At 46.1% G+C, this 18,258-nt stretch carries 12 protein-coding genes and 1 other annotated feature; of the genes, 5 read left to right on the forward strand and 7 right to left on the reverse strand.

Going from position 1 to position 18,258, the window contains the following annotated elements; genetic code table 11:
* Positions 1–100: 100 nt before the first annotated feature.
* Entirely contained in the window at positions 101–1,051 is a 951-nt protein-coding gene (locus NDI34_RS14410) for a polyprenyl synthetase family protein (RefSeq protein WP_348232992.1), read from the forward strand.
* Positions 1,052–1,179: 128 nt separating this feature from the next.
* Here NDI34_RS14410 and NDI34_RS14415 read toward each other — a convergent pair whose 3' ends face one another.
* The 3 genes from NDI34_RS14415 to NDI34_RS14425 form a co-directional block, all read right to left on the reverse strand.
* Positions 1,180–4,458, reverse strand: a complete 3,279-nt coding sequence (locus NDI34_RS14415) for a tubulin-like doman-containing protein (RefSeq protein ID WP_348232993.1) — start codon at positions 4,456–4,458, stop codon at positions 1,180–1,182.
* Positions 4,459–4,577: 119 nt separating this feature from the next.
* Positions 4,578–5,480: a VWA domain-containing protein gene (locus tag NDI34_RS14420; RefSeq protein WP_190534332.1), complete on the reverse strand. Its 903-nt coding sequence runs from the start codon at positions 5,478–5,480 to the stop codon at positions 4,578–4,580.
* Positions 5,481–5,666: 186 nt separating this feature from the next.
* Positions 5,667–7,319, reverse strand: coding sequence for an ABC transporter substrate-binding protein (locus NDI34_RS14425; protein WP_348232994.1), 1,653 nt, complete (start codon positions 7,317–7,319; stop codon positions 5,667–5,669).
* Between the two features lie 427 nt (positions 7,320–7,746).
* Between NDI34_RS14425 and NDI34_RS14430 the strand changes: the two genes are divergently transcribed.
* Together NDI34_RS14430 and NDI34_RS14435 are read left to right on the forward strand one after the other, a co-directional pair.
* Entirely contained in the window at positions 7,747–8,292 is a 546-nt protein-coding gene (locus NDI34_RS14430; protein WP_348232995.1) for a GIY-YIG nuclease family protein, read from the forward strand.
* 65 nt (positions 8,293–8,357) lie between these two features.
* Complete coding sequence (locus NDI34_RS14435) at positions 8,358–10,190, forward strand: protein kinase (protein WP_348232996.1); 1,833 nt, start codon at positions 8,358–8,360, stop codon at positions 10,188–10,190.
* Positions 10,191–10,368: 178 nt separating this feature from the next.
* On the opposite strand, the gene NDI34_RS14440 is transcribed toward NDI34_RS14435, so the two are convergent.
* The gene (locus NDI34_RS14440; protein ID WP_348232997.1) at positions 10,369–12,750 is read right to left on the reverse strand and encodes an ATP-binding cassette domain-containing protein; all 2,382 of its coding nucleotides are present in this window, start codon (positions 12,748–12,750) and stop codon (positions 10,369–10,371) included.
* A 164-nt stretch (positions 12,751–12,914) separates the two neighbouring features.
* Here NDI34_RS14440 and NDI34_RS14445 point away from each other — a divergent pair, with 164 nt between their 5' ends.
* Entirely contained in the window at positions 12,915–14,435 is a 1,521-nt protein-coding gene (locus NDI34_RS14445) for an IMS domain-containing protein (RefSeq protein ID WP_348232998.1), read from the forward strand.
* Positions 14,436–14,508: 73 nt separating this feature from the next.
* On the forward strand, positions 14,509–15,753 hold the full coding sequence (locus NDI34_RS14450) for a serine hydrolase (protein WP_348232999.1): 1,245 nt from the start codon (positions 14,509–14,511) through the stop codon (positions 15,751–15,753).
* A 307-nt stretch (positions 15,754–16,060) separates the two neighbouring features.
* On the opposite strand, the gene rplL is transcribed toward NDI34_RS14450, so the two are convergent.
* The 3 genes from rplL to rplA all read right to left on the reverse strand — a co-directional run bounded on the left by rplL (position 16,061) and on the right by rplA (position 18,217).
* The gene (gene rplL, locus NDI34_RS14455) at positions 16,061–16,453 is read right to left on the reverse strand and encodes a 50S ribosomal protein L7/L12 (RefSeq protein WP_190415192.1); all 393 of its coding nucleotides are present in this window, start codon (positions 16,451–16,453) and stop codon (positions 16,061–16,063) included.
* Positions 16,454–16,584: 131 nt separating this feature from the next.
* Positions 16,585–17,163 carry a 50S ribosomal protein L10 gene (rplJ, locus tag NDI34_RS14460; RefSeq protein WP_190415193.1) on the reverse strand — a complete coding sequence of 193 codons (579 nt, stop codon included), beginning with the start codon at positions 17,161–17,163 and terminating at the stop codon, positions 16,585–16,587.
* Positions 17,164–17,208: 45 nt separating this feature from the next.
* Positions 17,209–17,408 (reverse strand) — a sequence feature (ribosomal protein L10 leader region).
* A gap of 92 nt (positions 17,409–17,500) precedes the next feature.
* Entirely contained in the window at positions 17,501–18,217 is a 717-nt protein-coding gene (rplA, locus tag NDI34_RS14465; protein WP_190415194.1) for a 50S ribosomal protein L1, read from the reverse strand.
* Between the last annotated feature and the right edge of the window lie 41 nt (positions 18,218–18,258).

The following is an 18,258-nucleotide window of genomic DNA, read 5'->3' on the forward strand; positions in this document are numbered from 1 at the left end:
CCCAGCTACAAAGATTCAGAAGGCTTAGAGATATTAGTAGAAGAGAAATTACACTTGCAAAAATGTGGGTAGTCCTTAAACCTAGATAATAGAAAATTTAATGAATGAGCTTTCGGTTAATTTAATTGACACGCTTGTTCGCATCCGGAACCAGGCTGTAGCGATGTCTAAAGGAAGCTGGTCTGAACTAGAAACTTTAATAGATTCTATCCTTCCAGATCCACTTAACCCGATAGCATTATTACCGATTGCGACTGGCAAAGCGGTTGGGGGAAAGCTCGATGAATTGATACATGTTGCAGCTGCTGTAGTCCTAATTGATGGGTCGCTGAGGATTATTGATGATTGTGCTGACAAGGATAATCCAGATGCACTTTATGAATCTATTGGAGTCGGTCGGTCGGTGAATTATGCAATGGCGCTAAATACCATTGCAACTCGCGAACTTTGGCGTTCCTCTCTTTCATCTGATATGGTAAAAGGGCTTTTAAATAATTATTTCTGCTCATTCCTGCAAGTATGCCAAGGGCAAGACTTTGATATAAATAAGCGTATAAACAGTTTGCCTGAATATCAGGAAATAGTTAAACTTAAAACCGTAGCTGCGTACGAATTTGCTGCGGTTGTCGGCGCTCGTATTGCTTGTTCTGAGTCAAATGCTATTGCCCTATGTTCCAACTGTGGCGCTCATCTGGGCTGGATGACTCAAATTCTGGATGATATTGAAGCACTTTGGTTTCCCATTACTGAAAATAGTCTAGAAATAGAAAAGCTGAGCTTCCCTATTCTTTTAGGTCTAACTATCAATCACTCTAATGCACATCTGTTAGAAAAACTGTGTCATGAAAAAGAATTTGACAGAATTCAGATATGCAAATTACTGGATGAAATGAAGGTGCGAACTAGGTTAATGAACTTAGCTCTCGATCATCGTGATAAAGCTATTGAATCTCTTAGCGGGTCTCTTAATCCAGAAGGAAGTCAAATCCTCAAAATTTGGCTTGATTGGTTACTTCGTGATGGCGCACGTTTATTGAAAAATACTTATTAATAATCTAAATTTAGGAAAATTAATCAAGAGTAGTTTTATCTCTCCGAAGGCTGTACCTCATTTCAATCAACAAGATACAGCCTGATAAATAGCCATTCCCAGACAAAGCCAGAAAATGAAAATTGATGTTAGCTCAGTTGCACTAATTTAGTGCCGCATTTAGAACAGAACTTTGAGTTCGCTGGGTTCTGATTTCCACAGTTAGTACAGAAAACGTGAGTGCGAGTCTCTTGAGCCGGAGAATGATTTGAAGCAACCCCAATTGGCTGAGTTGTAACAGGAGAATCAACAGGTTGACTACCCGGTGAATAAAGCTTAAAAGCTTCAATCATCTCCTGAATCACTCTTGCTTCGCGCTTGTAATTTAAGCTATCAGTTGCGCCTTCTTTTTCTAGTTCGACGGCACGCCGATCCAGATATACTTTCAGTTGGTGATACAGAGCTTGTTTTTTCTGCACCGTGTCAGCTTGGGTTAATTTTGCCGTTACCTGACGCTGAATTTCTTCTTTATCCGGGCGACACGCCAATACTTGCAGCACTTGCACCGCTTCTTCCCAACTGGAGGCGATATCGACATTTTCCAAACCAATTACGGTTTGTCGGGTGTAGCGAATTACCTTTTCTTTGGTGAGGCGATTTTCCTCTATTCGCAGCACTTGTAACGCCCTTGCTTGCACAACCAGGCGGAAAATATCTGGATTTTCTGGAAAGATATCCCAAAACGGCGGCTCTTTTTGAATGTGAACGGGAATCGGCGGTTCTTTGCTTTCACCTTTAAGTTGCGCCCGTTTTGCCTGAATCGATTGTCCTTTCCAATCTTGATAAGATTGCTGCAACTCCGGCATTCCCTCAATGCAACGCAAGGAAAAACCACCAATTTCTTGTACAAAGACAATCCGGTGACGTTCAGCTTCTCCCAGCGGTGTAATCCCTTCATTGCTGCCAACTCTCTCCCGTAGAATCGGGATGAGCTTAATTGCCGCTGGATCGCTGCTGTTGCGTCCGCCAACCAGGGCAACTTTGGCATTGAGTGCGGGGGTAAAGCCTGCGTCTTGACGCTTGAGAACGGCGTCAGAGAGTAAAATCAGCGGCTTCGATTTGCTGTAAGCAGTGCCGATGCGGTTGCGGATTTCGGCTTCGTCGTTGTTGAAGACTTTGAATAAGCGATCGCAAGCTGCTAATTCCCGCTTCAAGCGGCTACTTTCCGGCGCATTCATCACGACTAATTTAGCGCGATCGCTAATAATTTCTTTAAAGTCATTCTCCTGCACATCCGCTAAATTCGGCACATCAAATAGTCGCATCAACTCACCCGCCGCACGGTTACGCTTCCACAGCGGACTTGCTTCTGCGAGAACCTGAACTGACAAATTGCTACAAATGCCATCAATTCCCAACTCGTAGCGGCTCTTAGAACCTTCACTGGCACCTGCTTGTTGCTCAATTAAATCCCGATATAATTCATTGAGTTCTTCGCGGTTATAAAGCTTAATCCCATTCACAATCAAAGCGTCGGCACTATCCGCTTGTCGATCCGCTTTTTGCTGGAAATTATCGCGAGTTTGCTTCAACTTTTGATTTAATCGTGCCAAACGGCGGTTTAATTCATCCAGATGTTCTAGCATTCTGGTAATGACTTCTAAACCTAGATATCTCGCTTGAGTTTGAATTGTCGCCACCAAGCTACCTTCTAAACCCGTTAGCGCTAACTCGCAGGATTTTTCCATATCTGCGTGCTTGGTAAGGGCAAACTTATTCTTAAACTCAGTAATATCTTGCAGCGCCTTTTCGTAATCTCTCTGTCGTTCCGTTTCCTTAGGTTGCCAAATTTTTTCTGATTCCCGACGAAACTTTTCGGCGGCATTTTCAAAAACTTGACGCACCGCCGTCACGAAAGCATCGGCAAACTTTGGCCCTCTCGTGCGATCCTCAATAATCCGATAAAACTCTTCGTCTAAGGCTTTTCGCCCTTGTTGCACGATGCGGTTGCGGTTATCGTACATCTTTTGCAAGAAGTCACCGTGCAATCGCTCATCCGGGCTTAATTTCCGCAAATGATTAGCTTTATATTCTTCAACTTTTGGCTGGAGGTAGTCTAAAAACTGGAGAATTTTGCCCTTTTCTGAACCAACAATATTTACGCCTTGCTGGGTACATTGCAACTTATTATCCGTAGCAATTTCATTGCGGATAGAGTTTACCCAAGCGGAGATTTCGGTTATATATGATCTGTCACCAGCCGCCGCTAAATCTGCAATCAGTTCCCCTTCTGTAAGGCGCATCCGTTTCAGGTCACTTTGCACCATCTCTAATACATTCGGTGGCAACTGTACCGATTCATTCAGCCACCAGCGAATAAAATCAGCGGCAAGTCTATCTGATAAAGAAGTGCGAATTTGAGCTATTGGAATTTCTACCGTAGATAACCCAAAACTCATGAAATTTTTAGGATAACCGCGTCCCCCAGGATCTGCTTGCGCCCAAGCTCCTTTGATATTATCTCGAATCGAACGTTTATACGGCGCAAAATCAGAGGTTAAATCAAGAAAGATATTTTGGGAAATCATCTCTCGAATTTGGTCGAGAGTAAATTCACTTTCCCCGTTTTTTGTTCCAACCAGATAAGTAAAATCAAAAGGCGCAGATTTACTGCGAATTTCATCCACTAAACCACTGCTAAATTGGGCAATATATTCTGTTCTATAATCAGAAAAATAGCTCAATTCCATCAAAGCAGCGTAACCGTTAGCGAGAACGCGATCGCCTACATTAATACTGGCGAACGCTGTCGGCATCGGCACAATTGCCGTCACCAGCGGACTCCCTTGCCCCCGCAACCAATGGCGGACGCAATAGCCGATATCAATCAGCATTCCGCTACCAGTCCCACCGGATAGAGAACCCGTCACAAAGACATTTAAACCTGTTGTATCTACCTTAATGCCATAGCGATCGCGCATAAAGGTTTCGTGTCCTTTGACGGCATCAGCAGCTTCATTAAACCGTCTTTGAAGTTTGTGGTAATTGCAATAAAAAGCAAATCGCCCATAACTGCGAATTTGTCCTGCACCAACTTCAATTGCCCCAATATTTCGCTCTAATTCGGTAGGAAACCAACTCTCTATCCAGGGATAGTTTCCCATATCCGACATAATTTTTTTGACTTCACTACCAGCAACACTTGCCCAATATTTTTCGTTGTCTTTGAAGGGAGAACCAGCGGCGGCAGGATTATTGACTTTGTACTCTCTATCTGTATCAATAATTAAAAAGCTGATTAGGGGGAAATTTTGCAAACTGCCATAAGTTTCTTCTACTAAGCGGCGTACTCGTGACAACACTTCATGCCCGGTGCCTCCGATACCCACTAATACAGTGGGAACCATGCTTTTCTCTTCTACTGCCATAAGATTTTCTCCTAGTAGCTATATTTTAGAATTTTTAACGCAAAGGAGCGCAAAGGTAAGCGCAGAGGTACGCAAAGAGAAGATTTTATTTGCGTACCTCTGGGTTTTAAAAATCTCACCTAACATTTAACAACGATATCCAATAAATTAAATAGCTGCCAAACAATTAAAGGTGTCAAAACACTCCAAAATAGAGCATTACTTAAGGATAATTGACCAGAAAGTGACCGATTAAAACCAATTAAACCTTGAAATAACCACCGATCCAGGGGTAAAATTAGCGTCCACATTAAAGCAATCCATGTCGCCCCTAGCCCCAGAATAAGCCATTTAAGGTTACTGTTGAAACGGGTAAAAAATGTGTCGGTGAAGAGCATTTCTAGATTATTCTGTTCGCCAGACAGATAAATACCGCCAGTAGCTAAAGCTGCGGCTTGCAATTCTGGAGAGCCTTCCCCTATCACAACTGTATTAATTCTAACTTTACGATTCCTGGCATCGGTGATGATGGCTGGTGACACGTTAGCACCGCCATCGGTAACTAACAGTAATTCTCGACAGCGCTTTTGCCCAATAGTGCCGAGTGCTTCCGTACCTTTTTGAATTGCTAAGTTAATATCTGTCGTATTGTTCGCGACCAGTTGAGGGAGATCGGGATTTGCCAAAGCTTGAGTTAATTCGGCGTCCACTTGTTGACTGTCTGTTTTAAAATCACCCGTAAGCGATCGCACGACTCCCCCAAATCCCAAAACCTGTATCTGGTTTTTGTTTCTCAACTGCTGGGCGTTTTGTTGCAAATACGACCGCACCGCTGCGACTTCCCGATCCATCACCGTACCTGGGGCGTTAAATTCCGTACTGTAAGTGCTGCTGCTGAGGTCGAGAGCGATCGCAACTGCTACTGGCGGTCTACCTAATCCTAACAGCCAGATGAGTGCCGTCACGACTATACACGCTCCCAGCAACATCAACGGAATCTGGAATAACGGATACAACCACAAACCGCGACGAGAACGACTCACTTAGAGAACCCTGTTGTAAATTGGTCATGAGTCATGAGTCATCAACAACAACGACTCATGACAAGCAAAAACAAACTATAAACTACAGCCCTTTCACTACCGACTCCGGACTGCAATCAACCCAAAAACTCCTCTCTCTCCTCTCTTCCCTCTGCGTCCTCTGCGTCCTTGGCGGTTCGTTCTCTTCTAAATCGGGTTAAATTCATACTTAGATCCCGGCGGACCATTAGAACCAGGCGCGGCTTGCACAAGCGGAACTTCATTGAGAACATTAAAATCCGTAGCAGTACCGCTAATGGGCACTCCCTGGTTCAGAAGTTGAGATACCCCCGAACGAGAGGGATTTTGGCTAAAAGCAGACGTTAAAGCTTTCGTCGCATCATAAGCGGTAGCGGTGCGCCAGCTGACACGTCCTTTCCAAATCGTGGCAGCTTGGTTGGCGAAAGGATCGTTAGGTTGAGAACTCCAGGGAACTGCCAGCACAATGCCTTTAATCGCGTCGCCGCCAGAGGTGAGAATTGTTGGGTTATACAGTTCATCTCCGCCAATTAACTGTAACCCTTGCGTCCCAGTGGGATTCGCTTTGGCAATAGCAACGGCTCGATCTACTTTATTCTTACTGAGTGCCAAGAAACCTATTTTTGCCCCCGCCGCAGTTGCATTCTGAATCTCAGTAGCAGCATTGAAATTGGCACCCGTAACATCTACTTCTTTCACAACTTTGCCGTTTACTTTAGATAATGCGGTGGTGAACTGCTGCTTTAATTGCTGACTGTAAGGACTATCGGCGTTATAAAAAACCACCACAGACGGCGCGGAGGACTTTGCAGCGGTATATTTTGCTAAGGTGGTGCCGACGGTTTGCAGATAAGTACCCAGCAACTCGTTGGCTTTTTTGGCGAGGGGGATGGTTTGCAAGGTAGACTGACCGCCAGAACCGGGAGTAATGCTAGTGCTGATGGGAGAAAGGACGGTTAATCCAGCTTGTTCGTACATGGCAATCGCTTGCTGAGAGCCATTATCTACCCCATGTCCCAAAACGCCTAAAATATTCGGTGACTTGGTAAGGTCTTGCGCCAAGGAAACTGCTTTTACCGGGTCAACATCGTTGACAATTACGACTTCTAACAAGCGTCCGGGTGTCGCCGGAGACTGGTTAAACTCGTCTTGCGCTTGTCCCACACCCCGGAGAACTTCCTTCGCCGTGTCCGGACTAGGGGTGATGGGAACCACGACTGCCATTGTCAGGGGATTCCCGGCTTTTTTGGCTTTGGCGTTATTCAGGTAAATCTTGCTTTCGGGATCGTTGGGGTTGACGCTAACCGCTTGTTGATATTGCGCGATCGCTTCCTCCCAATTTTTCTGGGCAAACGCGACTGCGGCGGCTGTTTTTTGGGAATTTGTTGCATCCTTTAACAGGATTTTCTCGCCTTGACTGATCAACTCGGCATTATCAGCGGTATCGCTTGCGATCGCTTGCGGATCGGCAGTTTCCGTGGGTGCATTGTCGCTAGCGGTGGGAGATTGAGTCTCAGGAGACGCCACGATTGCCGATTGTTTATTCCCCTGTGTCAGTTTATACAACCCAAATCCCCCCGCTAGAGCCGCCAGAATCCCCAGCAGAATCAGGATTGGCAGCAGAAGTGAAGGCTTAGAACCGGGCGGTTTAGAAATGACCGTTTTCTGGCTTTTCTGAGGATTCATTGCCTCTCTAGGCAAGCCACAAACAATACAGTCTGGCCCGTGATTTTCCTGGGGTGGATGGGCTTCATTGCTTGGGTACTGTTGATTGTTGTTTTTCGGTACACCATCACAGATCCATTTGCCTTGCGTATTCAATTCTGCCAATCTCCCTGGTAGCCATACTTACTATTTATTCTAATAATTCCAATCTTCTGCCGGATAGAGCAACTGTGTCATCCCCATTGGCATAAGGATTCATTCAGATTAAAAAAATTGATTATTATAGCTTAATCATTTAATTCTTGTTAGCGCGGCAACGTTCGCTGCTCCAGACGCTTTAAGATAGTGAAGGTGCATTATCCTTCACTAAGCTTGTGAAGCGTGAGCGCAGAAGTGTAGAGATAAGGTTAATTATTTTTTAGCGCTTTTTTGGCAGTAAGATGGCACCTAAAGGAAGAACCTCTGAGTTTAAGCCTAAATCTAAATTTAGGGATAAATTCAAGAGCAATATTTTTTCCGGAATTTGTTCGAGCCACCTCTGTGAGATTATCAAAAAGTCAAATAAATAACTCAAAAAATACCGATGACTTCTGAAAGCGATATTCCATCTCTTGCCAGCCTAGAATATATCCCTTACCTCGACGAAACCGGACATTTACCAGAGAAATTTCAGGGAAAAATTGGCGTATACGCAATATTCGATCGAGAGAAAGTGTTGCAACTGATCAACTATTCCCGCGATATCAATCTCAGTCTCAAGCAATATTTGGTACGTCAACACGAACGCTGCTATTGGCTAAAAGCACACACGAGCGATCGCCCGAACCGTACCCTGCTAGAAAGCATTCGGAATGCCTGGATTGAAGAAAATGGTGCCGTCCCTCCCGGTAATGGTTCCGAACAAGCTGCATGGAACGATCCGATTGATGCAAAACGAGCCATGACCGCTGAGGAACAAACTAAATTGACAAGTCCAGCGATGGATGAAGTCGGGCAAGGGAAGCTGTTAAAAAATGTAGCAAGGCGCGTTGAAGAAGAAATTTTTCAGCAGCTCAAAACCCGTGGAGTTCAAGAAGAACTGCGCTTTAATCCAAAATTAAAAGAAAGTGGCTTACTAGACCTGAAGTAAGGACGCGATAATCGCAAGTCTTCTACAATCCTTGCACCAAGCAACCCCGACCGCCCTAACATCCCATGAATCCACACCTGTTGAACAATCGCTATCGCATTATCCAGACGCTGGGAAGTGGTGGATTTGGTAACACCTTTCTGGCAGAAGATACTCATATGCCGTCACGGCGTCGCTGCGTAATTAAACAGCTCAAGCCAATGGCAAACAATCCCCAGATGTTCCAGATGGCGCAAGATCGATTCCAACGGGAAGCGGCTATTTTAGAGGCGATGGGTGAAGGTAGCGATCAAATTCCCAAGTTGTACGCCTACTTTTCGGAAGCTGGGCAGTTTCACCTGGTGCAGGAATTGATTGAAGGGCAAACCCTGACCAAAAAGGTGCAAACTCAGGGGTTAGTGCCTGAAAGTCAAGTTAAGGAGATACTTGTCAGTCTGCTGCCCGTCTTGGATTATATCCACAGCAAGGGCATCATTCACCGGGATATCAAACCGGACAATATTATTATCCGGCAACGGGATGGGAAGCCGGTATTGATTGATTTTGGTGCCGTTAAGGAAAGTATGGGTGCGGCGGTGCATCCAGGGAATGCTCCCGCCTCGATTGTAATTGGCACGCCGGGATTTATGCCGCCGGAACAGGGAGTCGGGCAACCCGTCTTCGCCAGCGACATATATAGTTTGGCGCTGACGGCGATTTATCTACTCACGGGGAAACTACCGCAAGATTTACCAACCGATCCGCGAACGGGGGAGATTTTGTGGCATCAGTCCGCAGCGAATGTTAGTCCGGGTTTTGTTGCTGTCTTGGATAAGGCGATTCAGTCGCATCCGCGCGATCGCTATTCCACTTCCAGAGAAATGCTCGATGCTTTACAATCGGGTGCAACTCCAACGGTGGCTTCTGCTGGGGGTGCTGGAGTGTCTAATATGGCAACCGTTGCGGTATCTCCGGGTGGTGGGAGGAACGTTTCGCCTGCACCCGTCAATTCGCCGTATACCCCTCAAAACCCTGCGCCTGTAGTTGGTCAAGGACGGCGATGGAATCCTCTGCTAATCGGCATTGTGGGTGCAATTGTTTTGGTGGGCGCTATTGTCGGTCTTACCCAACTTTTCAAGAATTTTGGGCAACCGTCTTCCGTCACGTCATCTTCCCCATCAACATCACAACCAACCACCAGAGAAACAGAACGAACCCCTGAAAGAAATCGTCCCCTAGAGACATCGCCTGAACCATCACCGGAAAATTCACCGACCAGACAGGACGAAGCGACGCCGCCAGTTATTGCTGAATCTCCTAGTCCACAATCGGAGCGATCGCCCGAACCCGAACCAGCGCAAACTCCAGAAGAACCTGCACCCGTTCAATCTGCAACACCTGAACCCGCGCGATCGCCTGAACCCGCGCGAACTCGCGAACCTGCACCCATATCCCAAAACAATAACCCGAATCCAAATCGTCCAGTTTCGAGCGTTCCCACATTTCCCGTCGGTACATCAAGAAGCACTATCCAAGCATCCCTCGGCAACCCAGACAGAGATGTAAGTGGCGCTTGGAAAACCCGCGCTGTCATCTACAACGTAGTGCCAAATCAGATCGATCTTGGCTACTTATTCGATCGCAATTCCGGTCGTCTTCGCCAAACTGAAGCCTCCTTTTACCCAACAGTAGATCCTCAAGTCATGGAGACTACTTTGGATGGATTATTAAAAGGTGGAGCCGATAATTACATTAAAGATGGACTCCAAAAAGTGCAACAGCGTCGCTTGAGTTCTTACCGTTTTACTCAAGGCTCTTTAAAAGGCATGATTGTCAGGCAAGATTGTGATGTTATTTACATCAGTATTTGGGAAGCAGATATGCACGATTACAATGTGTCTGCTGCTAGGAAATGTTAGTATTTTTATCGTCCGCTTTGGGACAATGCTAATAGTTGTAGTTTACAAACATTTGTTAGGTTTTGTCCCTCAGCCTCACCTACATGGGTTTCTAAATCGTGCTTTTCAGTCTACTATCTTAGTGAACTTTGGCTTAAAGTGTGCTGCTTCAATCGCTGGCGGGTGAACGGGTTAGAAACTAAAATATATCCTTCCGCTTCTGTACCCAAAAAGTAACTGTTAAATAAACTGCCGCGTGCAGCAACAAAATACCCCAATTTAACCCTAAATTCTGCCACGTTGGATCGTAAATTGGCGTTTTATCAAACGGCATCGGCGCAAGCGTACCATTCGGTAAAAATATCGGATCGGGAACCATTGCATTGACATTGACCAAAGAACCGTAACCACCAATCGACCACCGACTTAACATCAACCAGGAAATTTTACTGGCAATTCCTTCTATCTTAAATAAAACCCCGGAAAAGATAATTTGAGGTAGCAAAAGTAAAGGTAAAGCACTATTCGCTTGACTGCTATTTTTGGCAAGGGATGAAACCAGTAAGCCTAAACTCATGCTAGTAACAAGCGTCAAAAAGGTATTTACTGCGAATCCTAAAGACCAAGGTATCAATTCAGGTTGCGGAGATTTGAAACCAATCAGAATTACTGCTGAAATCAGCAAGGTTTGCAATAAGGCTAGCGCGGAAAGAACAAATGTTTTTGAAGCAAGATAAGGGATTAACCCTAAATTTACCAATCTTTCTCGCAGGTAAATCGCAGATTCTTTGACAATTTCTTGCAAAGAACTGGAAAGTCCGACCCAAATCGCAGCGCAGGTAAATACAAATAATACTCGCAGCGCTAAAGGTGCAAGGGCAGGATCGGATTCTCTACTAAGAATGAGAGGGTTTTTCCCACCAATTGCTAGGGGAATCAAGGCGATACCGATGGGAGAAGTTAGAAGAGATAAGGCGAGATAGATGCGATCGCGTCTTATCATCTTCAAGTAGCGCCCACTCAGCAAAGCCAATTGCTTTAAAGGAGAGATACTGGTTTTCTGGGGGGGAGAACTGGCGTTTTGTGGCGTATGACTGCCAGCACCGAGGGAATTAGCGACGTAGTGTTGATAATCGGGTGATTGCCGAAACTGATGCGCGTATTGTTGGACAATGGCTTCGGTGTCTTCGTCTTTATCCCGATCCAGTTGCGTGTAAATATCAGCAAAGTTATCCGTTGTTACCCCAAAAAATTTCAGTGCGTCCTCCGGGATGCCATAGTAACAAAGTCGCCCACCGCGTCCGAGAAAAGCCACGCGATCGCACATTTTGATATTCGCCGTTGCATGAGTGACTAAAATAATCGTCCGTCCTCGATCCGCTAATCTCCGCAACATCTGCATCATCTTCTTATCCAAACCGGGATCGAGTCCTGAAGTCGGTTCGTCCAAGAAAAATAACTTCGGATCGGCTAAAAGTTCTACCCCAATGCTGACTCGCTTGCGCTGACCGCCGCTGAGATGTTTGATTAAGGCATCCTGGCGATCGCACATTTCAATATCCGCCAGAGTTTTTTGCACCACCTGTGACACATCCGTATCCGGCGGGAGTCGCAGCGCCGCCGCATAAGTTAACACTTCTACCACCGTTAAATCTCGGTGCAAAATATCATCTTGCGGCACATAACCAATTTGCGTGCGGTATAGATTAAAGTTTTTCTGCAAATTGTCGCCATTAAGATACACCGCACCCTTCTTCGTCTTTTCAATCCCCAATAAAGTCTTCAGCAACGTAGATTTACCCGTTCCGCTTCCCCCCACCAAAGCCACAAATTGTCCCGGTTCAATCGCCAGGGAAATGTCATCCAGACGCCGTTCGATGACCAATTCCTCAGCATCCAGGCGAATTTGATTGCCCTGGTCGAGTACCACCAGATTGTCGCCGCGTAGCACCAGGGTAAATGACCCAATGCGAATAGTTGCCCCTTGTGCCAGAACCGCAGAACCCGTTACCCGTTGCCCGTTTACAAAAACGCCGTTGGTACTGCGATCTTGCAGAATGTACCGCCCTTGAGAGTCCGTATCAATCGTGGCGTGACGTCGAGAAACGATGGGCGAATCTAACTGCATCGTGGCATTGGCGTCGCGTCCGATTTCCACCGACCGATTTTTCAGCGAGACAGGACGCGGTGGCGTCAGCATTTTGGCGCTGGAGGGGTTGAAATACCTTAGCTGAATGAAGTTTTGGGGATTTTGACCAATTTGAATTTCGATGCCGTTTTCCAGAAGATAGCCTTCTGTAGGCGTAATCAATCGGTGATCTACAAACAATTTATTGGTGCTGGGTTTGCGACCATCGCCGTCATAAATGTAATAGTCATCCCCATCTTTGCGGAAGACGGCTTGGCAAGCCGAAATGACGCGCCAATTATCTGGAACAATCAAATCGGCGAAAGCGCGATCGCGTCCCAGTATGTGTCGGTCTGCTGTCAGTTCCAAGGGTGGTAAAATCTGCCCCTGATTATTTAGCACCAAATAGGGATTGGTGCTGATAACAGTCCGCTGCCCTGGCTGGGTGGTCATTGCATTCTCTAAAAGTGGGTAACTTTTTTTAGGAAAATGAAACCTTTCCGAGGTTTCTCCTTCTTTATCCTTCTTTAACTATTGGTAAATTTTGCTGAAACTGCTAGAAATGTCCTGAATACCTGATGTTATCTTCTAAAGAAAACCTTACGCGGTGAAGGCCAATGATGCCAACGCTGTTGGACAATCGCTATCGCATAATTCAGACGCTGGGCGCTGGTGGGTTTGGCGAAACCTTTCTGGCAGAAGATATCCATATGCCTTCGGGTCGCCGGTGCGCGATCAAGCGACTCAAGCCGGTGACGAATAATCCCCAGTACCAGCTAATTAAAGATCGATTCCAACGCGAAGCCGCCATCTTAGAAGAGTTGGGCGAAGGCAATTACCAGATTCCCCGGCTGTATGCTTACTTTGCGGCTGGCGATCAGTTCTACCTAGTTCAGGAATGGATTGAGGGGGAAACGCTGGCTCAAATGGTGCAACAGCAGGGATCTCTCAGCGAGAGTTCGGTGCGGGAAATTTTGGTAAATCTATTACCTGTCCTAGATTACGTGCATCACAAAGGGATTGTCCATCGAGATATTAAGCCAGCCAACGTGATTGTGCGAAAACGGGATACCAAACCCGTCTTAATTGATTTCGGGGCGGTGAAAGAAACGATGGGCACCATCGTCAATTCTGAGGGGCGTACCATCAGCTCAATTGTAATTGGAACGCCTGGATTTATGCCTAGCGAGCAGGCAATCGGACGCCCACTTTTTTCGAGTGACTTGTATAGTTTGGGTTTGACGGCGATTTATCTACTGACCGGAAAACTCCCTCAATCCTTAAATATCGATCGTGACAGCGGCGAGATTCTGTGGCATCAGTACACTTTGAATGTTAGCGCCAGTTTGCTGGCGGTGCTGGATAAGGCGATTCAGTCTCATCCGAGCGATCGCTATACGAATGTTCAAGAAATGCTTCATGCTTTAGAAACTCCAGTCTCTCCAATTCCCCCCACGGTTCCTTACGTTCCTCTGCCAGTCGTTTCTCCACCTCCAGAAAACACCTATCAGCCATCCACGGTGCCTTCTTACCCTCCTGAAGTTGCTTCTTTACAAACCGCTGCGGTTTCATCCTCCCAACCTGTTGCCACCAGAACCATCTCCGATTCAAGAGATTGGCAGAAGGCTGTGATTTTAGGCAGTGCGATCGGGGTAGTAATTCTGGGTGGTATTTTATTCACAACTGGAAAGTTACCAAGTTTTTTTGCTAACCGTTCTCCCAATATAGAAAACCCTCAGCAAGCTCAACAAGAAGCAGTCGCGTTAATTAATCGGTGGGTAAACAGTAAGCGAGAAATATTCGCTCCCCCCTTTAATCGCGAACTTGCTGCCGAACTGACCACGGGACAACTCTATGAGAATACCGTTGGAGAGGGCGGCTCAATGGCTTGGCTAGAGAATAACAATGCTTACTACCAGTACGGCGTTCAAAAAGTTGGAGATATTGAAAAATTTACCGTAGATGGCGATCGCGCAACTATCGAAATCAGGGTAACTGAAGAACGTACTCTCTATAAAAACGGTAATATCGACCCCAACGAAACTGACTTCAAAACTCGGTTGGTGCGATACACTTTGCAATCAGTAGACAGCAAATGGAAAATCCTTGAATACAAAACGATCAGAGAAATTCAATAACTCCCCGTGCAGTTCCTTGAAAATTATTTAAAACGAGAAATCAGGAAAACTTAAAAACCATAAGGTGCAGCTCGTGGGTCAGCAACCACAACCAAAACCGAATAAACGTGCCCAACAAATTGCCAAATTTAAAGCCAGACGTGCAGCTCGTGCCCATCAAGTCAAGAGACGGGTGCGACTGCTGCGATTTGCGGCTTTAGCGATCGCCTCCGCTACAATCTTTACAACTTGTGGATTAACGTTAAATCGGTTGTTAACTCAGCGTCCAGCAGTCGTATCCAAACCACTCAGTTCTACCTTGCCGGTACTTCCCCCTTGGGCTAAAACTGCATTATTACCTCTTCCATCTCGCCTCCCCGGACGCAATCCCTCACAACTTACCTACAATGTCAAGACTCCGCCGAACTTTAAGCAGAGTCAAGATTTGGAAGAAATTGTTGATGATGTTGTGAAATTGGCGACTGAGAAAGACTTACCCACAAAGCCTTTATCTATTACCTTAATCAACGTTAAAACAGGTGAAATTGCCGGATATAAACAAGATACTTTGAGATATCCAGCTAGCGTCATCAAAATATTTTGGATGGTGGCTCTATATGCTCAGATAGAAAACGGGATTTGGGCAGACGAAGGTGCATTTTCTTTATATGTGTCCAAAATGATCGAGGAGTCTGATAACGAGGCAGCTAGCGTCATTCTTGACCTGTTAACCGATACGCAATCTAGACCGAAAATAGAAAATGATGAAGAGTTTAAAATATGGCTAGATAAGCGTCAACAAGTTAATCATTTTTTTAGAGAAGCAGGCTACAAAGACATTAATATTAGCCAAAAAACTTATCCAATCCCCTACCTAAGGCTTCCAGAGCCTCTAGAGATTGATTTGCAAATGCGAGGCGATCCCAAAGACCCCATTCGGAATAAGATAACAACCGATCAGGCAGCTAGACTCCTGTACGAAATGTGTGGAACTGGACAGGCTGTTTCCTCAACTGCCAGCGAAAAAATGTGCGGATGGCTGAGAAGAGATTTGCGTCCAGAAATGAGGACACTAGAGTCAAAAACCTGGGGTGACTTCAACCCCATCCAGGAATTTTTTGGCGAGGCTTTGTCTGATGTGGATATTGATTTTTACTCAAAGGCGGGTTGGACTTCTTTTTCGCGCCAAGAAGCGGCATTCGTCGCAACCAGAGATGGTAGCACCGTTTATATTTTGACAGTCTTTGGTGACGATGCCGCTTACGCCCAAAATAAGACAATTTTTCCCAAAATGTCTCGTTTAGTCTTCGATCGCATGGTCGCCCGGAATTCCCCCTAGGAACAAAAGAGGGATTAGATTACCTAAAAAATCACCTCAAAAAAAAAGGAGCCTTCTTTAGACTCCTGAATCGTAATTCCTGTTTAGCTTCAGGAAATTACTTCATTTCTATTCGGTGATTTTTTGCTAAGTAGGCGGATGCAATTAAATTGAAGATTTTCGTAGATTTTCGTAGGTTAGTTGGAAAAACGCCAGGAAACCCCAAATCTGCATGAGTTACGCGATCGCTAACCCATCCTACAAATAATTAATGCCGCCTACTGAATGGCTAATGGCTCATTGAAAAAAACCATTAGCCATTAGCCTTTTACTTAACTGCTACCTTCGCACCAGCTTCTTCCAACTGCTTCTTGATATCAGCAGCTTCTTCTTTGGCAGCGCCTTCTTTAACTGGCTTGGGAGTGGATTCTACCAAGTCCTTAGCTTCTTTCAGACCCAGACCCGTGATGGTGCGGACTACCTTAAGAATGGCAATCTTCTTATCAGCTGGGACATCTTCCAGAATCACGTCAAACGCAGTTTGCTCTTCAACTGGTTCCGCAGCAGCAGCAGCACCAGGAGCCGCCATCATCATCATTCCACCAGCAGGGGCAGCAGCACTAACGCCGAAAGCCTCTTCAATCTGCTTAACGAGTTCAGAAGCTTCCAGCAGAGTCAGTGATTTTAGTTGATCGAGAATTTGGTCAGTTGTAGCAGACATTTCAAAACTCCAGTAACGTTATTTTTGTTACAGCCTGCCTAGGCAGGCTTTGTTTGTGTAGCCGCGAATCCATTCTTTAGGCGTTTAGGTAGCTGCCTTCATCGGCAGACTTTGTACCTGTAGCCGCCAATTTATTCCTCAGACGCTGAGGCAGTAGCAGTTGCATCGCTTTCGCCGTTGCCACCTTCTTGCTGCTGCTCGGAGACCGCTTGTAGTCCTCTTGCCAGCGAAGCTGGAACTTCGTTGATAGCCACAGCAATCTTGGTTGCCAAGCCATTGATAGCTCCAGCAATTTGCGCCATGAGTTGTTCCTTGGAAGGCAAATCTCCCAGCGCTTTGATGTCAGCTTGGCTCAAAGCTCGACCTTCCATTACACCACCACGAAGTTCTGTCTTCTTAGTGGCTTTTTGGAAGTCTTGGTAAGCCTTAATTGCGCCGCTCAAATCGTCCTTGACTAGCAAGAAAGCAGAAGAACCTTTAAGGAATTCTGACATCGGTTGCCAGTTGGAATCACCCTCAATGGCAATTCCCATCAGCTTGTTCTTGCTTACCTTGCAAACGGTGCCGCTGGGACGCAGCCGCCGCCGCAAGTCCATAATCTCCGAAACTGATAACCCCTGGTAATCGATGACGATTGCCAGCTGAGCTACATTTAAAGTTTCTTTGATTTCAGCGACCATCGCCCGTTTATCTTCCGGCGTTCTACCCATGTATCTTTCACCTCCTTTAGAAAATGCAGAATGCCAAACCTAAAAAAGCCCAATTAAAAACCCCAGCGGTTGAGCCGGGGTTACGCAATATCCCAAGGAACCCTTTTCAGAGTTCGCATTTTTGGTGCAGTTTCTGCCATGTTGCGTGTGGCGAGAAGATTGACCTTAATGCGGTAAAGTCGCAAACCTAGGCAGGAAATTAAGCCATTAGCTCCTGCTGTCTCCGGCGCGTGCTATTCAGTTAATTGGGCTGAAAACTTTAAATCTTGCTCCTGTTGTTTACTCAATCGATTGCTCCTGTAAGGGTGGGAAACCCTTGCCCCTACAGGGCTGAATCTTAGGCAGCTTCAGTCAGCTTTAGATCGCGCAGGGCGTTGATGTCAATTTCAATCGATGGCCCCATTGTCGCAGATATGTACACTGTGCGCCAGTAGCGACCCTTGGCTCCAGAAGGACGGTTACGGTCAATCGTTTCCTGTAACGCCTTAAGATTCACGAGCAAATCTTGAGTTGGGAAGGCAGCCTTGCCAAACAAAACGTGGACGATCCCAGTACGGTCAGCTCTGAATTCTAACTTACCGGCTTTAAATTCAGCGATCGCCTGCACCAGATCGAATGTCACCGTCCCACCTTTGGGATTGGGCATCAAGCCACGGGGTCCGAGCAAACGTCCCAGTTTTGCTACCTGGGGCATCATATCCGGTGTCGCCAGCAGCAGGTCAAAATCCATCATGCCTTTTTGGATTTGGTCAATCAGCTCTTCGGAACCGGCAATATCAGCACCGGCATTGCTAGCTTCTTGTACCTTTTCCCCTCTGGCGATTACGGCAACTCGAATTGTCTGTCCAGTTCCTTTGGGCAAAGCAACGGTTGTTCGCAGCTGTTGGTCGGTATATTTGGGATCGATTCCCAGGCGGATATGCGCCTCAGCAGATTCAGGAAACTTAGCAGTGGCTGTCTCTTTTAAAAGGTTGAGAGCCTCTGTGGGTTCGTAGGGTCGATCTTCGACTTTCTTTTGCAGCTCTTGGAGCCTACGGGATACTTTCTTTGCCATATTTTTCTCCTGGGGTCACTAACGAGATGTTACCTCTCCCC

This window comes from Trichocoleus sp. DQ-U1 (assembly GCF_039961925.1).
Taxonomy (GTDB): domain Bacteria; phylum Cyanobacteriota; class Cyanobacteriia; order Cyanobacteriales; family FACHB-T130; genus FACHB-T130.

Excerpts from the sequence above, each read along its gene's own strand:
- rplL (WP_190415192.1), bottom strand. The coding sequence starts at position 16,453 with ATGTCTGCTACAACTGACCAAATTCTCGATCAACTAAAATCACTGACT.
- NDI34_RS14415 (WP_348232993.1), bottom strand. The coding sequence starts at position 4,458 with ATGGCAGTAGAAGAGAAAAGCATGGTTCCCACTGTATTAGTGGGTATC.
- NDI34_RS14430 (WP_348232995.1), top strand. The coding sequence starts at position 7,747 with ATGACTTCTGAAAGCGATATTCCATCTCTTGCCAGCCTAGAATATATC.
- rplJ (WP_190415193.1), bottom strand. The coding sequence starts at position 17,163 with ATGGGTAGAACGCCGGAAGATAAACGGGCGATGGTCGCTGAAATCAAA.
- NDI34_RS14435 (WP_348232996.1), top strand. The coding sequence starts at position 8,358 with ATGAATCCACACCTGTTGAACAATCGCTATCGCATTATCCAGACGCTG.
- rplA (WP_190415194.1), bottom strand. The coding sequence starts at position 18,217 with ATGGCAAAGAAAGTATCCCGTAGGCTCCAAGAGCTGCAAAAGAAAGTC.
- NDI34_RS14440 (WP_348232997.1), bottom strand. The coding sequence starts at position 12,750 with ATGACCACCCAGCCAGGGCAGCGGACTGTTATCAGCACCAATCCCTAT.
- NDI34_RS14410 (WP_348232992.1), top strand. The coding sequence starts at position 101 with ATGAATGAGCTTTCGGTTAATTTAATTGACACGCTTGTTCGCATCCGG.
- NDI34_RS14445 (WP_348232998.1), top strand. The coding sequence starts at position 12,915 with ATGATGCCAACGCTGTTGGACAATCGCTATCGCATAATTCAGACGCTG.